This is a genomic window from Sphingobium sp. SA916, assembly GCF_002894065.1.
GTDB classification, from domain to species: Bacteria; Pseudomonadota; Alphaproteobacteria; order Sphingomonadales; family Sphingomonadaceae; genus Sphingobium; species Sphingobium fuliginis.
In genome coordinates, this window is the sequence record NZ_LXYF01000029.1 from 40,386 (window position 1) to 56,157 (window position 15,772).

Below are 15,772 nucleotides of genomic sequence, written 5' to 3' on the forward strand. Positions count from 1 at the left end.
GGCTCCCGCCTTCGCAGGAGCAGCTTGTAGATCAATCGGAGGCATTAGAGGGCGCGAACCATGCCGAAAATCCTTGCCGCTCTCTATCTGCTCCTGATGGTCGCCGCTGGCTGGCGTCTCTTCACCATGTCCTGGTCGCGGGCGCTCAAGATCGCCGCGGGCGTGGCGATGGTCGTTCCCATTCCGATGCTGTTCCTGCTGCCCGCGCTGGTGCAGCCGGACCGGCCCTTCGCGGACCTGCTGTGCGCCATCGGCATTGCGCTGATGCTCGGCGGCGGGGTGTCGCTGCTGGGCGGCATGACGGGCGCCTGGTTCAAGGCGCGCAAGGCATGAGCTTTCAGGCGCAGATATTGACGCTCTACCCGGAGATGTTTCCTGGGCCGCTGGGCGTGTCGCTGGCCGGGCGGGCGCTGGCGGAGGGGAAATGGGGCTGCGATCCCATCCACATTCGCGACTTTGCCACCGACAGGCATCGCACCGTGGACGATACGCCCGCGGGCGGCGGGGCGGGCATGGTGTTGCGGGCCGACATCCTGGGCCTTGCCATCGATCATGCGCTGGAAAAGCGCCCGGACCTGCCCGTCATCGCCATGACGCCGCGCGGCGCGCCGATCACCCAGGGGCGCATCCGCCAGCTTGCCGCCGGTCCCGGAGCCACCATCCTCTGCGGCCGGTTCGAGGGCTTTGACGAGCGGATTTTCGACGCCCGGCCCGTCGAGCAGATCAGCATGGGCGACATCATCCTTTCCGGCGGAGAAATGGGCGCCCTGATGCTGCTGGATGCTTGCATCCGCCTGCTTCCTGGGGTAATGGGCGCCGCTTCCAGTGGGGATGAAGAGAGCTTCGAAAGCGGCCTTCTCGAATATCCGCACTATACCCGGCCCGTTATATGGGAAGGGCGTATGATCCCCGAAGTGTTGCGATCGGGGGATCATGCGAAGATCGCCGCCTGGCGGAAACAAAGGGCGGAAGAGGACACACGGCTAAGGCGGCCGGACCTTTGGGAACGCCATATCGGCGTTCGGGACCGGTCGCCCTCTGGTGCGCAACGCAAAAAGTAGGACTTGAAGTCATGAACCTGATCCAGCAGATCGAGGCCGAGAACATCGCGGCCCTCGCCAAGGATATTCCGGAATTCCGCCCCGGCGACACGCTGCGCGTCGGCGTGAAGGTCGTCGAAGGCGACCGCAGCCGCGTCCAGAATTACGAAGGCGTCTGCATCGCCCGCTCGAACAAGGGCATGGGCAGCAACTTCACCGTGCGCAAGATCAGCTTCGGTGAGGGCGTGGAGCGCGTCTTCCCGCTCTATTCGCCGAACATCGATTCGATCACTGTCGTCCGCAAGGGCGTGGTGCGTCGCGCGAAGCTCTATTATCTGCGCGGCCGCACCGGCAAGCGCGCTCGCATTGCCGAGCGCCGTGAAGTGCGCAGCGAGGATTGATCGCTTTCATACTGTCTTGACAGTTGTAAAAAAGAGACAGGCGGCATCCCATGCGGGTGCCGCCTTTTTCTTTATGCATCAATGATTTGATCCGGAATTGCGGGGATTTTCCCTTTCCCCGTCAGCCATGATTTTGCGCCGCAGCAGAAATTCGTTTTTCTTTGATGGCGGTTTTGTGTCAGCGTTCCGTTTCCAGAGATTGCTCAATATTTCGAAGATCCAAGCCTGCGGCTCTGGAGCAGGATCATCGTAGCTCAAAGGATTTGAACGAACTGTTCAGGTAAGAACAAGAAAATATCTGTCGGGAGAGGCTCTCTTCATAACGAAGCAAGGGGGCTGGTTCATGAACCAAAAGAGTTTCGTTTCTCGCGCAGCCATGATTATTGCGCTGTCTTCTTCAGCAACAGTTTACGCGCAGACCGATCCGCAAGCGGCCTCCGCCACGGATGGCGCGGCGATCATCGTCACCGGCACCCGCCTGACCGGGATGAAGGTGGCCGACAGCCCGGCGCCGATCCAGCTCCTGGGCGCGGACACGTTGCAGCGCACGGGCTCCCCGGACCTGATGCAAAGCCTGGCGCAGCAGCTTCCCTCCGTCCAGGCGCAATCCTTCGGCAGCGACCTTCAGGCGCATAACCTGCAGATGAAGCTGCGCGGCCTCAGCCCCAACCACACGCTGGTCCTGGTCAACGGCAAGCGGCGTCACGGCACCGCCAACGTCTCGGTCGCCGGTGGACCCTATGGCGGCAGCGCCGCTCCGGACGTCAGCTTCATCCTGCCCGAATCGATCGAGCGCGTGGAAGTGCTGCAGGACGGCGCGGCGGCGCAATATGGCACGGACGCGATCGCGGGCGTCATCAACTTCCTCCAGAAGAAGGCCGACCATGGCGGCTCCATCAATGCGACCGGCGGCGAATATTACGACCAGGGCGGCAAGACCTATGCGATCGGCGGCAATATCGGCCTGGCGCCCTTCGACGGCGCCTATCTGAACATATCGGCGCAGAAGAAGCACAAGGGCTTCAGCTTCCGGGGCGACATCAACCCGCAATCGATCAACCTGTCCAACACCTATCCCGAAATCAGGAACCTGCCCGGCTATCCCTATACCAACCGGATCATAGGCGACCCGCACATCGACCAGACGGTCGTGAACTACAATGCCGGCTATGAATTCGGCGACTATGAAATCTACAGCTTCGGCAGCTATGGCCACAAGAAGGCCGCCGCCTATGAGAATACGCGCCCGCCGACGACCGTCGTCAGCGCCGGCGGCGTGCCCTATTATGCCGGGGGCTTCCAGCCGCAGGAGCGCATCGACGAGACCGATTATTCGGTGACCGGCGGTTTCCGCGGCACATTGGGGGACACGACGTTCGACCTGGCGTCCACCTATGGCAAGGATCTGGTCAAGGTCTATGTCTATCATTCGGCCAATGCCCAGCTCTACGCCGATACCGGCTTCACGCCCGAAACCTTCCACAATGGCGACTTCTTCAACACCCAGTGGAGCAACACGCTCGACCTGACGCATGCCGTGGACATTGGGCTTTCGGAACCGGTCAACATCGCGGCGGGCCTGGAATTCCGGCATGAGACCTACGGCATCCGGGCCGGCGATCCGGCCTCCTATTATGGCGGCGGTGCGCAGTCCTTCTTCGGCTACAGCCCCAATGACGCGGGCAAGTACAAGCGGGACAATTTCTCGCAATATCTGGACATCAGCCTCAAGCCGCTGGAAAACTGGCTGGTGGACGGCGCGGTCCGCCACGAACATTATAGCGATTTCGGTGACACGACCGTCTTCAAGCTGACCAGCCGCTATGACTTCTCCGACGCCTTTGCGTTGCGCGGCACGGTCAGCACCGGTTTCCGCGCGCCGACCCTGGCCGAAGGAGGCTATTCCGGCCTGAACGTCGGACCGGGCTTCATCGGCGGCGTGCTTCCACCCGCATCGTCCGCCGCGGCGTCGCTGGGCTTTGGCGGCCTCAAGCCTGAAAAGTCGACCAACTTCAGCCTGGGTACCGTCATCAACCCGGCGCGCAACTTCACCATCACGCTGGACGCCTATCAGATCACGATCCGCAACCGCATCATGACCTCCACGGCCTTCTCCGGCTTTACCGGCAATCGCTGCCCGGCGGGTTATGCGGGCGGCAATGCGGCGGCCTGCCTGCCCTTCGATGCGGACCAATATGCCATCTACAACCAGTTGGCGGTGCTGAGCGCGGTGAACGCGGCGCTGGGCGGCAGCAGCACGGTGACGGACTGGAGGACGGCGGACGCGATCCCGGCCTATGTGCTGTTCGCGGACAATGGCGTCGACCGCAACACCGAGGGCGGAGTGTCGGTGCAAAGCTTCGTCAACGGCGTGAAGATGCGGACCCGGGGTGTCGACCTGGTGGCGAGCTATGTCACCGACCTTGGCGAAATGGGCAAGCTCGACCTGACCTTCACCGGCAATTACAACGCCAACAAGGTCCTGGGCATCAATCCGCTTCCTTCCGCGCTCTATTCCAGCACCGTCAATCCCGAGCTGACGCGCCTTATCGACGCGTCGAGCGAAGTGGAGCTGGAGCACAGCACGCCGCGCTTCCGGGGCACGTTCAACGCCTTCTGGACCTGGGGCAAATTCTCCGCCAACCTGCGCGAAAGCTATTATTCGCAGGTTTATACGCTGGAAACCGCGCGCAGCGGCCCGGATGCCGGCGACCTCATCAAGGTGCCGGTCAAGGAGGCGTTCATCACCGACCTCGAACTTGGCTACCAGATCGCCAAGCCGATCAAGCTTTCCATCGGTGCGAACAATCTGTTCAACAAATATCCGACCCAGCGGTCCAAGGAGTTCATCCGCAACGCGGAACTCGCCAATGGCGAACGCGGCTATTCGACCAGCAAATATCCGACCATCTCGCCCTTCGGCATCAATGGCGGCTATTATTATGCGCGGGTGAACGTCACCTTCTGAAAACAGGCGGACAGGCCATCCGGCCTGCCTGTCTTGCAACCGGAAGGGCGGCGAACGGCACGGGCCGTCGCCGCCCTTCTGCCTTTTATCGGTGCCAGTCCATGCCGCTTTTCCACCGTATCGCCACCCCGGCCGACGAACCGGCGCTGCTGGAACTGATGACCCTGGCCATCGACCGCCTGCAATCCGGTTTCCTGACACCCGAACAGGTGAAGGCCAGCCATGGCTTCATGGGGCTGGACAGCCGGTTGATCAGCGACGGCACCTATTTCGTGATCGAGGATCGGGGGGAGATTGCCGGTTGCGGCGGCTGGAGCCGGCGCGCCACGGCCTATGGCGGCGACCATAGCGCGGGGCGGGACGACCGGCTGCTCGATCCGGCGGCGGAGGCCGCCAGGGTGCGGGCCATGTACACCCATCCCGATCATGTGCGGAAGGGCGTGGGCACGCTGATCCTCTCCCTCTGCGAGGCGGCGGCGCGGGCCGAGGGCTTCGCGGCGCTGGAGCTGTCCGCCACCATGGCGGGCGTGCCGCTTTACCGCAGCTTCGGTTTCGCCGACGTGCGGGCGTTCGAGGATAGCGGCGTGCCGCTGATCCTGATGCGCAAGCCTATTGCCGGCCAGAGTCCCGGCTCGTGAACCAGAGGCCGATCAGGCTGAGCGCCGCCGCCGCCGACATATAGAGGCCGACCAGCTCGACGCCCTGGACCTGGATCAGCCAGGTCGCGACGATGGGCGCCAGCGCGCCGCCGATGATCCCGCCCAGGTTGAAGGCGAAGGACGCGCCGGTATAGCGAAGCTGCACCGGGAAGAGATGCGGCAGATAGGCGCCGAGCGGCCCATAGACGAAGCCCATCAGGAACAGGGCGAGGCTGAGGATCAGGAAGATCGGCAGCAATTGCCCGGTGCCCATGGCGGGACCGAAGATCACGCCCATCGCCACCGTGCCGATGCAGCCCGCGACCAGCACGCGGGTCGGGCTGCTCCTGTCCGACCACCAGCCGGCGACGATGATGCTGAACGCCATGAACAGGATCGCGCCCAATTGGATGGCGAGGAAGGTTTCGCGGTCGATCCTGAGCGTGGTGGTGCCATAGCCGAGGGCGAAGGCGGTCGCGATATAATAGACGGCGAAACAGGCGGCGCAGGCGAAGGTGCCCGCGATGGCCGCGCCCAAATGGCTCTTGAACAGGGTGGCGAGCGGCACGGCGGGCGGAGGAGCCTCTGCCTTGGCCGCCGCGAATTCCGGCGTTTCGGTGAGCTTCAGACGAATCCACAGGCCCAGGATCACCAGCACCGCGCTGCCCAGGAAGGGCAGGCGCCAGCCCCAGGCGAAGAAATCCTTGTCAGTGAGGAACATGCCGAGCAACAGGAACAGCCCGTTGGCGGCGAGGAAGCCCACCGGCGCGCCCAATTGCGGGAACATGCCGAAGCGCGCCCGCCAGTCCGGAGGCGCATTCTCCACCGCCAGCAAGGCCGCGCCGCCCCATTCGCCGCCAAGGCCGAAACCCTGTCCGAAGCGCAGGAGGCACAGGATCAGCGGCGCCCACCAGCCGATGCTCTGATAGGTCGGCAGGAATCCGATCGCCAGCGTCGATCCGCCCATCAGCATCAGCGACGTCACCAGCGTCGCCTTCCGCCCGATGCGGTCGCCATAATGGCCGAACACCGCCGCGCCCAGGGGCCGGGCGAAGAAGGCGAGGGCGAGGCTGCCATAGGCGGCGAGCAATTGTGCCGAGGGGGAGGAGGCGGGGAAGAAGAGCGGCCCGAAGACCAGGCTGGCGGCGGTCGCATAGATATAGAAGTCGTAGAATTCGACGGCCGTGCCGATCAGGCTGGCCGCCAGCACCCGCTTGTGGCGCAGCATCGCGCCCATGCCGCCCATTTCCCTGGCCCCTGCTTCCACCGCTTGCACGCCCCCCATCGTCGTCATTTCCCCGCCCGCTTCTGGTTCAGCAATTCATAGGCCATCACCGCGCAGGCGACCGCCGCGTTCAGGCTGTCGGCCTTGCCCAGCATCGGCATCTTCACCAGCAGGTCGCATTCGGCTTCATAGCTTTCGGGCAGGCCCTGCGCCTCATTGCCGACCAGCAGGAAGCTGGGGCTCTGGTAGCGCGGTTCCTGATAGTCGTGCGTGGCCTTCAGGCTGGTGCCGATCAGCTCGCCCGGCCCCTGGCGCAGCCAGTGCATGAACTCGCCCCAACGCGCCTGCGTGATGCTCTGGGTGAAGAGGGCGCCCATGCTGGCCCGCACGGATTCGACGGAGAAGGGGTCGACGCAATCGTCGATCAGGATCAGACCGCCCGCGCCGACCGCATCGCCGGTGCGCAGGATCGTGCCCAGATTGCCGGGATCGCGCAGCGACTGGGCGACGATCCAGATGTCGGCCCTGCTCCGGTCGAGCTTCGCCAGCGGGGTCAAGCGGTCGCGATAGACGCCGACCACCGCCTGCGGATTATCCTTGCCGCTGATCTTGGAGAGGATGTCGGGCGTCGTCTCTATCACGTCGCCGCCCGCCGCCTCCATCGCCGCGATCAGGTCGGCGGCGAGGGGGTGGGTGGAACCGGCGTGGAACAGCATTTCGGGCAGCACGCCTTCCTCGCGCGCTTCGGTCAGGATGCGCAGCCCTTCGGCCAGGAAGAGGCCCTCCGCCTTGCGGAACTTCTTCTCCCGCAGGGAACGGACGCGCTTCACCAGCGGGTTGGAAAATCCGGTGATTTCTCGCGCCACGATGCTGTCTCTTGCCCTTTTTGCAGGTCCGCCGAAACGGCCTCTCTATAGGGGGAGAGGGGAAAAGGGTAGGGGGCTTGGCAGGGTGGGGGTTTGGCTTTGCTGCCAGCGGGCTTTAAACCGGATCCCCTATCTCAGGTCGCCTGGGAGGCGCCGTGCCGGGCGACGGCGACGCGGTTGCGGCCGGAGCGCTTGGCTTCATAAAGTGCCATGTCCGCGACCGCCAGCCAGCTTTCGCCTGTCGGCCAGTCGCCGCGCAGTTCCGCCACGCCGAAGCTGACGGTGGCGCGCAGCGGCGGCGTGCCGGGCATTTCCGCAGCGGCGATCGCGTCGCAGAAGCGCTGCGCCGCCCTTGCGGCATCGTCCTCCGCCGTTTCGGGCAGCAATATGCCGAATTCCTCGCCGCCCAGCCGCCCGAGCGAATCGCTGGGGCGTTGCAGGCCGGCGCAGAGCCGGGCGATGCCGCGGATCACCTGGTCGCCAGCGGGATGGCCGTAGGTGTCGTTGATATGCTTGAAATGGTCGATGTCGAACAGCAGCAGGCTGGCGGGCCGCTCATGCCGTTCGAACAGGGCGATGGCGCGGTTCATTTCGGTGAGAAAGGCCCGGCGGCTGAGCGCGCCGGTCAGATGATCGCGCTCCGCGATGCGGCGCAGTTCGAGCTGCTCGACCACCAGCGCGGCGAGATTCTTGAGGATGGCGATCTGCGCCGGGTCGAATTCGCGCGGCACGGTGTCGATCGCGCAGAGCGAACCGATATTATAGCCGTCCGGCGTTTCCAGCGGGATGCCGGCATAGCTGCGGATGTTGGGATCGCCCGTCACCAGCGGATTGTCGCGGAAGCGGGCATCCTCCTTGGCGTCGGTGATGACCATCGGCGCCCGCTGGCGGATGGTGTGGTCGCAAAAGGCGATGTCGCGGGCAGTTTCGCTTTCGTCGAGGCCGGCCAGCGACTTGAACCACTGCCGATCGGTATCGACCAGCGAGACGGCCGAAATCGGCACGCCCAGGATGCTGCGGACCAGATCGGTGATGCGGTCGAAGGAGGATTCCCTTGGCGTATCCAGAACTTCGTACCGGTTCAGCGCGGCGAGACGCGCCGGTTCGTCCATCAGCTTTGGATCGAGCATTGCCAACTATCCTCAACCGGCGGCGCGCCCTTCCCGCGCCCCGCGATTCCCGTTCGATATTATCCTGTGATAGTCGCTTGCCGATGTTTGACAAAGGCTTAGCAGGCTCGACCGGCCTTATTCCTCGCCAAATTTATCCTCGACCAGCGTCACCAGCTTGCCCAGCGAATCGGCTGCCTCGGGACCGGTGGCGCTGATGACGATGCTGTCCCCCATCGCCGCGCCCAGCATCATCAGGCCCATGATGGAGGTTCCGGTGACTTCGCTGCCGTCCTTGCGCACGGTGATCTGCGCGGGAAGGCCGCTGGCCAGGGTCACGAATTTCGCGCTGGCGCGGGCGTGGAGGCCCCGGCGGTTGCTGATCCTGACTTCCTGGCTGATTTCGCTCATGTGGTGCTGCCCAACAGTTCCGATGCAACGCTGATATATTTCTGACCCGCTTCCCGCGCGGCGGCGACGGCCTGGCGCACGTCCATGACCTTGCGCGCGCTTTCCAGGCGGATCAGCATGGGCAGGTTGATGCCCGCGATCACCTCTATCTCGCCCGCCTTCAGCAGGGAGATGGCGAGGTTGGAGGGGGTGCCGCCGAACAGGTCGGTCAGCAGGATCACCCCCGACCCGTCGTTGACGCGCGCCACCGCATTGGCGATGTCGGCGCGGCGCATCTCCATATCGTCCTCAGGCCCGATGCAGATGGTCTCGATCTGCTGCTGCGGACCGACCACATGCTCCATCGCGACGACGAATTCCGTCGCCAGCGCCCCATGGGTGACGAGTACCAGTCCAATCATCTTGCTTACGTGGCCCACCTGTTCTTCATGGATTACGCTTTCGGGCCTCCCGGTCTGCGCTTCTCCAGGGCGTCCTGGGGCGCTGATTCCATATTGCGGTGCGAGACCGTGGGCGAAAAGCCCGCATCTTGCAAGTATCTGGCGACGCGCTCGGCCACATGGACCGACCGATGGCGGCCGCCCGTACAGCCAAAGGCCACGGTAATGTAGCTTTTTCCGCCCTCCGCATAGCGGGGCAGCAGCAGGGCCAGCAAGTGTTCGATGCGCCCGACCGCCTCCTCATAGGCGGGATCTTCCATGATATAGGCGGCGACAGCGGGGTCGAGCCCCGTCTTCGGCCGCAGCGCCTCCTCCCAATGGGGATTGCGCAGGAAGCGCATGTCGAACACCAGATCGGCGTTGAGCGGCACGCCGCGCGAATAGCCGAAGGACATGATGGTCAGCACCGGGTCCGACAGCCCCTCGCGCGAGAAGCGGTTGCGGATTTCCTGTTGCAGGCCGTTGCTGGTGAGGCTGCTGGTGTCGATCACCTGATTGGCCCAGCGGCGCAGCGGTTCGGTCAGTTCCCGCTCGCGGGCGATGCCATGGCGGGCCGGGCGGTCGGTGGCCAGCGGATGGCGGCGGCGGGTTTCCGCGAAACGACGCTCCAGCTCCTCGCCGGAGCAGTCGAGGAACAGCGTTTCCACATCATGGCCGTGGCGAGCGCGCAGGGCCTTGATCCGCTGGACGATGGCGGCGGCGTCGAAGCCGCGGGTGCGCGCGTCGATGCCCAGCGCCAGAGGACGGTCCGTCCCTTCCTCATGCCCCTCCGGCAGGGGGGTGTCGAGCAGGCGGTCGAGCAGCACCAGCGGCAGGTTGTCGACCACTTCCCAGCCCATATCCTCCAGCGTCTTGAGCGCGGTCGTCTTGCCCGCGCCTGACAGGCCGGACACGAGCAGGATGGTCTTCGGCGTTTCCAGGCTCACAACGGGTCCATGCTCCCGAGGCCCAGGGTCCGGACGGCGAGTTCCACCTTGATCGGGGCGGATGCTTCGAACGGGGCGAGCCGGACCACGGGGATTGCGACCCCGGCGATGGACCGTTGCGCGGTTTCCGGCGGCATGCGCTCCACATCGTCGCTGAGGTCGACGGCCAGCGCGACCGGAGCGTTGTCCGCATGGGGCATGTCGACCAGCCCCAGGCCGCGCACCTCCATCATGCCGACGATCCGGTCGGGCGCGCGGGCGAACAGGCGCCCTTCGATCTCCAGCAGGCGGGTATAGTCGTCGCTCACCAGCACGGCGCCGCGATCGATCAGGCGCAGCGCCAGGTCGGACTTGCCCATGCCGCTGGGGCCGCAGAGCAGCACGGCCCGGCCGTCGATCGCCACGCTGGTCGCATGCAGGGTTTCGGAAGAATGTGTCGACGCCATATCGCCTTATCGCTTTGACGTCATATTAGCTCCTGTTGGCGCTGGTGGAAATCGAATTAACCGGGGCGTTTCTCATTATGGTGCAGTGGGGGTGTGGGGGAGGGGCAAATTCAGGCCATTCCCCGCAGACGGTCGGCGCGGCGCAGCGGGCCTGGAGGGCGGCAGTCGAAAATCCCGGCCTCCTCCCGCCCATGGGAGGGAGAGTATCTGCGCCTCCCCCGTTCCGGCTTATTCCGAAACGATGCCCGGATCGCGTTCGACCGCCATGGGCAGGCGCACGATGAAGCAGGCGCCGCTTTGCGCGTCCTGGCGGTCCGCGATGCTGATCTTGCCCTGATGCCCCTCCACGATGGAGCGGGCGATGGCGAGGCCAAGGCCCGAATGCTTGCCGAACGCCTCATTTTCCGGGCGGACGCTGTGGAACCGGCGGAAGACATGCTCGCGTTCCGATTGCGGGACGCCCGGACCCTCATCCTCCACGCTGACCAGCACTTCATTGTCCGCCACGGTCGCGACGATCTGGACCAGCCCGTCATCGGGGGAGAAGGAGATCGCATTGTCGATGAGGTTGTCGAGCACGCGGATGATCCGCTGCTCCTCTCCCAGCGCAACCGCGACATTCCTGCGTGGCCGGGCGAAGGCGAGGCGCACGCCGCGGGGCACGCCGCGGGCTTCGCGGGCGACCACCATCTTCTCGATCAACAGGCCGAGGTCGATCGGCTCGAACCGGGTGCGGGAAAGCTGCGCGTCGATGCGCGAAGCTTCGGCAATGTCCGTCACCAGCCGGTCGAGCCGGCGCACATCGTCCTGCGCGATCGCCATCAGCTGGGCGCGCAGTTCCGGCTTGTCCACCCGGTCCAGCGCGTCGAGGGCGGAGCGCAGGGAGGCGATGGGGTTCTTCAGCTCATGGCTGACATCGGCGGCGAAGGCGTCGGTCGCGTCGATCCGCTGGCGCAGCGCATGGCTCATGTCGGACAGGGCGCGGGCCAGCATGCCGATCTCGTCCCGCCGGTCGGGCAGGCGCGGCACGGTGACTTCGCGCGCCCGCCCCAGCCGCACGCGCACCGCCGCGCGGGCGAGGCGTTGCAGCGGCTGCACGATGGTCCGGGCCAGGAACAGGGAGAGCAGGACGGAAGCCAGCACCGCCGCCGCCAGCACCATGCCCAGGCGGAAACGCTCCGCGCGGACGGTGCGCGTGATGTCGCGGGCATTTTCCGTCGCCAGCAGGCCGGTGCCGTCCTTCACATTGACCGCCGCGGAGATCATGAAGGTGCGGTCGGGGGCATAGCGGTTCACCGCCTGGGTGCGGCCGCTTTTGCGCGCCACCACCATTTCGGGCCATGCCTGTGCCCGGTCGACCGCCGGCTCCTCGAAATTGGGTGGGCGGTCGGCGGACACGATGCGGTCTATCACCTTGTCGAGGAAGCGGGCGACATGGCGCTGCCATTCCTCCTCGGCGGGCAGGCGCAGGCGATAGCGCGGCGCGTTCATGGCGAAGCTGTCGGCGATCAGCCGTCCCTCCGCGTCATAGCGGCGCACGCGGTCGCCGGTCTGCCGCGCATAGGCGGCGATCAGCGCGTCCTGCCGGTCCGCCGGCGCATTTTCAAGGCCAATGGCCAGCAGCTTCAATTCGCGCGCCGACTGCTCCAGCCGGTCGTCGACGATGCGCGTGCGGTAGCTGTCCAGATAGAAGAAGCCGCCCGCCAGCAGCGCCAGCGCGAACACATTGACCGCCAGGATGCGCGGGGTCAGGCTGATCCGGCCGGACCAGCTCCACCTTGCGCCCGCGTCATGCTTCTTCGGAGAAACGATAGCCGGCGCCATAGAGGGTGTCGATTGCGTTGAATTCGGGGTCGACTTCGCGGAACTTGCGGCGAAGGCGCTTGATGTGGCTGTCGATGGTGCGGTCGTCGACATAGACGTCGTCCTGATAGGCGGCATCCATCAGCTGGTTGCGGTTCTTGACCACGCCGGGGCGCGCGGCGAGCGTTTCCAGGATCAGGAATTCGGTCACGGTCAGCGTCACGTCCCGGCCCATCCATTTGACCCGGTGGCGGGCAGGGTCCATTTCCAGCCGGCCGCGCACGATCGGTTCGGCCACCGGCTCGTCGGGCGCGGCATCCACCTTGCTCGCCTCCGCCCGGCGCAGGATCGCGCGGATGCGCGCGATCAGCAGCCGCTGGGAGAAAGGCTTGCTGATATAATCGTCCGCGCCCATGGCGAGGCCCAGCGCCTCGTCCAGTTCGTCGGCCTTGGACGTCAGGAAGATGACCGGCATATGGCTCTTTTCCCGCAGCCGCCGCAGCAGTTCCAACCCGTCCATGCGCGGCATCTTGATGTCGAACACGGCCAGGTCGGCGGGATTTTCTATCAGCGCCTTCAGCGCCGCCTCCGGGTCCGAATAGAGGCGCGTCAGGAACCCTTCCGTCTGCAACGCGATGGAGACGGAGGTCAGGATATTCTTGTCATCGTCCACCAGAGCGATGGTTGCGGTCATGCTGCGCCCCGAAAATCGTCGGCAATGGGAATGCCCCTGCGTTAGACGAAGGCGGCTTCCCCTGCAAGGAAGGCCGGGCGGGCGGGTTATGCGGTGTAGCCATGGGAATTCGGGATAAATGCCGGGGATGCGGGGTTTCCCGGGGTTTGACGCATCTTCTGCAAAGGCTTATGCCCGCTAGGTCTGCAGCAGATGGCGCCAAGCGGCGAAGATCGCGGCGTCGAGAGGCGGACCGGCCGTGAACATGATAAGATGGCGGCCGGACATAATGATATTCAGGAGTAAAGGCGTGCAGGCCAAATCCTCTTTCACCCTCGATCGGCAGGGCATTTCCACCAGCGCCGATCAATATTGGAATCTGGGCACCGCGCCGCTGGTCGAAGCCGCGCTTGCCAATGGCGAGGGCATATTGGCCAAGGACGGCCCGCTGGTGGTCAAGACCGGCAAGCATACCGGGCGGTCGGCAAGCGACAAGTTCATCGTCAGGGACGCGGAAACCGAATCCACCGTCTGGTGGGGCAAGACCAACGTGCCCATGACGCCGGACCATTTCGCCGCGCTGAAGGCCGATTTCTTCGCCGCCCTGGGGCAGAAGGACAAGCTGTACATTGCCGATCTGTTCGGCGGATCGCAGCCTGAGCATCGCGTCAACGTGCGGATCATCAACGAATTCGCCTGGCATAACCTCTTCATCCGCACGCTGCTGGTCCGTCCGGGCGCGGAGGAGCTGGCGGATTTCGCGCCTGAATATACGATCATCGACCTGCCCACCTTCCAGGCCGACCCGGCCCGTCACGGCACCCGCAGCGAGACGGTGATCGCGGTCAACTTCACCGAGAAGCTGATCCTGATCGGCGGCACCCGCTATGCCGGAGAGATGAAGAAGTCGGTCTTCGGCATCCTCAACTATCTGCTGCCGACGCGGGGCGTGATGCCGATGCACTGTTCGGCCAATATCGGTCCGAACGGCGACACGGCGGTCTTCTTCGGCCTGTCGGGCACGGGCAAGACCACCCTGTCGGCCGATGCCAGCCGCACGCTGATCGGGGATGACGAGCATGGCTGGTCGGACACCGCCGTCTTCAATTTCGAGGGCGGCTGCTACGCCAAGATGATCAACCTGTCGGCCGAGGCCGAGCCGGAGATCTTCGCCACCACCAAGCGGTTCGGCACGGTGCTGGAAAATGTCGTGATCGACGAGGAAACCCGCGAGATCGACCTGGACGACAACAGCCTGGCCGAGAATAGCCGGGGTTCCTACCCGATCGACTTCATCCCGAATGCGTCGGAGAAGAATCTGGGGCCGGTGCCGAAGAACATCATCTTCCTGACCGCCGATGCTTACGGGGTTTTGCCGCCGATCGCGCGGCTGACGCCGGACCAGGCCATGTATCATTTCCTTTCGGGCTATACCGCGCGCGTCGCCGGGACAGAGATCGGCGTGACGGAGCCGTCCGCGACCTTCTCCACCTGCTTCGGCGCGCCGTTCATGCCGCGTCACCCTTCCGTTTACGGCAACCTGCTGAAGGAACGGATCAACAAGGGCGGCGTGACCTGTTGGCTGGTCAACACCGGCTGGACCGGGGGCAAATATGGCGTCGGCAAGCGCATGCCGATCAAGGTGACGCGGGCCCTGCTGAACGCGGCGCTCGACGGCAGCCTCAACAACGCCGAATTCCGCACCGATCCCAATTTCGGCTTCCAGGTGCCGGTTGCGGTTCCGGGCGTGGATTCGACCATACTCGATCCGCGCGCGACCTGGCCCGACAAGGCGGCCTATGACGAAACCGCCGGCAAGCTGGTCAAGCAGTTCGTCGACAATTTCGCCCAGTTCGAGGATCATGTCGATGCGTCGGTGCGCGACGCGGCGCTGACGGCGGCCTGACAGGCCCGCATTTCGTAACGACAGGGGCCGGGGAGCGATCTTCCGGCCTCTTTCGCTTCCCGTCGGCGGGACGGAATGCTATCCTGCATCAAACTTCAGCGGGATATGAGCTATGGCACTGTTCGACGATTTGCTGGGCAATATGGGTGGCCTGGAGGCGGTTGCCGCGAAGATCGGCCTTCAGCCCGACCAGATGCAGGCCTTGATGAGCGAAATCGGCGGCAAGATCGCTTCGGGCGAGACCGATGTCGCCGCGCTGGCGACCACGGCCGCCGAACATGGCGTGTCGGCGGACAAGTTGCAGGAGCTGTTCGCCCATTTCGGCGGCCCGGAAGCCATATTGGCGAAGATCGGCGGCCTGTTCGACCGGGATGGCGACGGCAATCCGCTCAACGAACTGGGCGGGCTGGCCAAAGGTCTTTTCGGCTGATCCGCCGTCCCGGCGCGCGCTGGGATGACGGATTTTGCGGAAATGGCCGGACATACCCCGGATTGGGTATGCTTTTGGATAGATAAGCGATTATGAGCTTGCTGCGGGACGGGCGTGTCGGCGCTCCGGGAGCAGGGGAAAATCATGATGATGGGGGATATGCTGCGCGGCAGCGCCGCCATTGCAGCGATATTGAGCAGCAACGCGCAGGCGCAGAGCCAATTTCTGTCCGGTGAATGGATGCAGGACGGGGCCTGCGTGCCCAGCTACCGTGCGCTGAATGCGCCGGAGACGCGCAATCTTCCCTGCTGCGTTCCGGCGCGTCGCGCGGTGCCGCCGCTTTGCCCGCGGTCCTGATCCGCGCGGATGATCGCCAGCTTTCGCACGGACAAGTTTTTTTCGCCTTGCCTTGGAACGTCCCAAGGGGCATTCGCGCTGCATAGCTTATTGCGAAGCCCACGCAACTGACGCTCTTACCCGCGACAGTCGC

General features: G+C 64.8%; 17 protein-coding genes. 8 read left to right on the forward strand and 9 right to left on the reverse strand.

Annotated elements, in window-relative coordinates; translation table 11 throughout:
* Positions 1–60 precede the first annotated feature (60 nt).
* From A8G00_RS07550 to A8G00_RS07570, 5 genes are all read left to right on the forward strand, one after another.
* Entirely contained in the window at positions 61–333 is a 273-nt protein-coding gene (locus A8G00_RS07550) for a hypothetical protein (protein ID WP_044662711.1), read from the forward strand.
* Complete coding sequence (trmD, locus tag A8G00_RS07555) at positions 330–1,061, forward strand: tRNA (guanosine(37)-N1)-methyltransferase TrmD (protein WP_103000404.1); 732 nt, start codon at positions 330–332, stop codon at positions 1,059–1,061. The genes A8G00_RS07550 and trmD overlap by 4 nt, the downstream gene beginning before the upstream one ends.
* Before the next feature lie 11 nt (positions 1,062–1,072).
* Positions 1,073–1,441 carry a 50S ribosomal protein L19 gene (rplS, locus tag A8G00_RS07560; protein WP_025547586.1) on the forward strand — a complete coding sequence of 123 codons (369 nt, stop codon included), beginning with the start codon at positions 1,073–1,075 and terminating at the stop codon, positions 1,439–1,441.
* Positions 1,442–1,817: 376 nt separating this feature from the next.
* The gene (locus tag A8G00_RS07565) at positions 1,818–4,409 is read left to right on the forward strand and encodes a TonB-dependent siderophore receptor (RefSeq protein WP_238320083.1); all 2,592 of its coding nucleotides are present in this window, start codon (positions 1,818–1,820) and stop codon (positions 4,407–4,409) included.
* A gap of 101 nt (positions 4,410–4,510) precedes the next feature.
* Positions 4,511–5,047 carry a GNAT family N-acetyltransferase gene (locus A8G00_RS07570; RefSeq protein WP_103000405.1) on the forward strand — a complete coding sequence of 179 codons (537 nt, stop codon included), beginning with the start codon at positions 4,511–4,513 and terminating at the stop codon, positions 5,045–5,047.
* On the opposite strand, the gene A8G00_RS07575 is transcribed toward A8G00_RS07570, so the two are convergent.
* From A8G00_RS07575 to A8G00_RS07615, 9 genes are all read right to left on the reverse strand, one after another.
* On the reverse strand, positions 5,019–6,293 hold the full coding sequence (locus tag A8G00_RS07575; protein ID WP_103000427.1) for an MFS transporter: 1,275 nt from the start codon (positions 6,291–6,293) through the stop codon (positions 5,019–5,021). The genes A8G00_RS07570 and A8G00_RS07575 overlap by 29 nt on opposite strands.
* Positions 6,294–6,337: 44 nt before the next feature.
* Positions 6,338–7,138, reverse strand: a complete 801-nt coding sequence (locus tag A8G00_RS07580; protein WP_044662706.1) for an RNA methyltransferase — start codon at positions 7,136–7,138, stop codon at positions 6,338–6,340.
* A 134-nt stretch (positions 7,139–7,272) separates the two neighbouring features.
* Complete coding sequence (locus A8G00_RS07585; protein WP_048576856.1) at positions 7,273–8,268, reverse strand: sensor domain-containing diguanylate cyclase; 996 nt, start codon at positions 8,266–8,268, stop codon at positions 7,273–7,275.
* A gap of 117 nt (positions 8,269–8,385) precedes the next feature.
* Complete coding sequence (locus A8G00_RS07590) at positions 8,386–8,658, reverse strand: HPr family phosphocarrier protein (protein WP_025547580.1); 273 nt, start codon at positions 8,656–8,658, stop codon at positions 8,386–8,388.
* The gene (locus tag A8G00_RS07595; protein WP_025547579.1) at positions 8,655–9,059 is read right to left on the reverse strand and encodes a PTS sugar transporter subunit IIA; all 405 of its coding nucleotides are present in this window, start codon (positions 9,057–9,059) and stop codon (positions 8,655–8,657) included. Before A8G00_RS07595 ends, A8G00_RS07590 begins: the two co-directional genes overlap by 4 nt.
* 32 nt (positions 9,060–9,091) lie before the next feature.
* Positions 9,092–10,024: an RNase adapter RapZ gene (rapZ, locus tag A8G00_RS07600; protein ID WP_048576855.1), complete on the reverse strand. Its 933-nt coding sequence runs from the start codon at positions 10,022–10,024 to the stop codon at positions 9,092–9,094.
* A complete protein-coding gene (locus A8G00_RS07605; protein ID WP_025547576.1) occupies positions 10,021–10,470 on the reverse strand; it encodes an HPr kinase/phosphorylase in 450 nt (149 codons plus the stop codon). The genes rapZ and A8G00_RS07605 overlap by 4 nt, the downstream gene beginning before the upstream one ends.
* 228 nt (positions 10,471–10,698) lie before the next feature.
* Entirely contained in the window at positions 10,699–12,294 is a 1,596-nt protein-coding gene (locus A8G00_RS07610) for a stimulus-sensing domain-containing protein (protein ID WP_103000406.1), read from the reverse strand.
* A complete protein-coding gene (locus A8G00_RS07615; RefSeq protein ID WP_044662702.1) occupies positions 12,260–12,967 on the reverse strand; it encodes a response regulator transcription factor in 708 nt (235 codons plus the stop codon). The genes A8G00_RS07610 and A8G00_RS07615 overlap by 35 nt, the downstream gene beginning before the upstream one ends.
* Positions 12,968–13,256: 289 nt before the next feature.
* Here A8G00_RS07615 and A8G00_RS07620 point away from each other — a divergent pair, with 289 nt between their 5' ends.
* The 3 genes from A8G00_RS07620 to A8G00_RS07630 all read left to right on the forward strand — a co-directional run bounded on the left by A8G00_RS07620 (position 13,257) and on the right by A8G00_RS07630 (position 15,639).
* Positions 13,257–14,852 carry a phosphoenolpyruvate carboxykinase gene (locus A8G00_RS07620; protein WP_061938393.1) on the forward strand — a complete coding sequence of 532 codons (1,596 nt, stop codon included), beginning with the start codon at positions 13,257–13,259 and terminating at the stop codon, positions 14,850–14,852.
* A 112-nt stretch (positions 14,853–14,964) separates the two neighbouring features.
* Positions 14,965–15,282 (forward strand): hypothetical protein, encoded by a 318-nt coding sequence (locus tag A8G00_RS07625; RefSeq protein ID WP_025547568.1) that lies wholly within the window; start codon positions 14,965–14,967, stop codon positions 15,280–15,282.
* Between the two features lie 144 nt (positions 15,283–15,426).
* Positions 15,427–15,639 carry a hypothetical protein gene (locus A8G00_RS07630; protein WP_226870181.1) on the forward strand — a complete coding sequence of 71 codons (213 nt, stop codon included), beginning with the start codon at positions 15,427–15,429 and terminating at the stop codon, positions 15,637–15,639.
* Positions 15,640–15,772 lie beyond the last annotated feature (133 nt).

Coding starts and splice junctions, on each gene's coding strand:
- A8G00_RS07550 (WP_044662711.1), top strand. CDS start 61: ATGCCGAAAATCCTTGCCGCTCTCTATCTGCTCCTGATGGTCGCCGCT.
- trmD (WP_103000404.1), top strand. CDS start 330: ATGAGCTTTCAGGCGCAGATATTGACGCTCTACCCGGAGATGTTTCCT.
- rplS (WP_025547586.1), top strand. CDS start 1,073: ATGAACCTGATCCAGCAGATCGAGGCCGAGAACATCGCGGCCCTCGCC.
- A8G00_RS07565 (WP_238320083.1), top strand. CDS start 1,818: ATGATTATTGCGCTGTCTTCTTCAGCAACAGTTTACGCGCAGACCGAT.
- A8G00_RS07570 (WP_103000405.1), top strand. CDS start 4,511: ATGCCGCTTTTCCACCGTATCGCCACCCCGGCCGACGAACCGGCGCTG.
- A8G00_RS07575 (WP_103000427.1), bottom strand. CDS start 6,293: ATGGGCGGCATGGGCGCGATGCTGCGCCACAAGCGGGTGCTGGCGGCC.
- A8G00_RS07585 (WP_048576856.1), bottom strand. CDS start 8,268: ATGCTCGATCCAAAGCTGATGGACGAACCGGCGCGTCTCGCCGCGCTG.
- A8G00_RS07590 (WP_025547580.1), bottom strand. CDS start 8,658: ATGAGCGAAATCAGCCAGGAAGTCAGGATCAGCAACCGCCGGGGCCTC.
- A8G00_RS07595 (WP_025547579.1), bottom strand. CDS start 9,059: ATGATTGGACTGGTACTCGTCACCCATGGGGCGCTGGCGACGGAATTC.
- A8G00_RS07605 (WP_025547576.1), bottom strand. CDS start 10,470: ATGGCGTCGACACATTCTTCCGAAACCCTGCATGCGACCAGCGTGGCG.
- A8G00_RS07610 (WP_103000406.1), bottom strand. CDS start 12,294: ATGGCGCCGGCTATCGTTTCTCCGAAGAAGCATGACGCGGGCGCAAGG.
- A8G00_RS07615 (WP_044662702.1), bottom strand. CDS start 12,967: ATGACCGCAACCATCGCTCTGGTGGACGATGACAAGAATATCCTGACC.
- A8G00_RS07625 (WP_025547568.1), top strand. CDS start 14,965: ATGGCACTGTTCGACGATTTGCTGGGCAATATGGGTGGCCTGGAGGCG.
- A8G00_RS07630 (WP_226870181.1), top strand. CDS start 15,427: ATGATGATGGGGGATATGCTGCGCGGCAGCGCCGCCATTGCAGCGATA.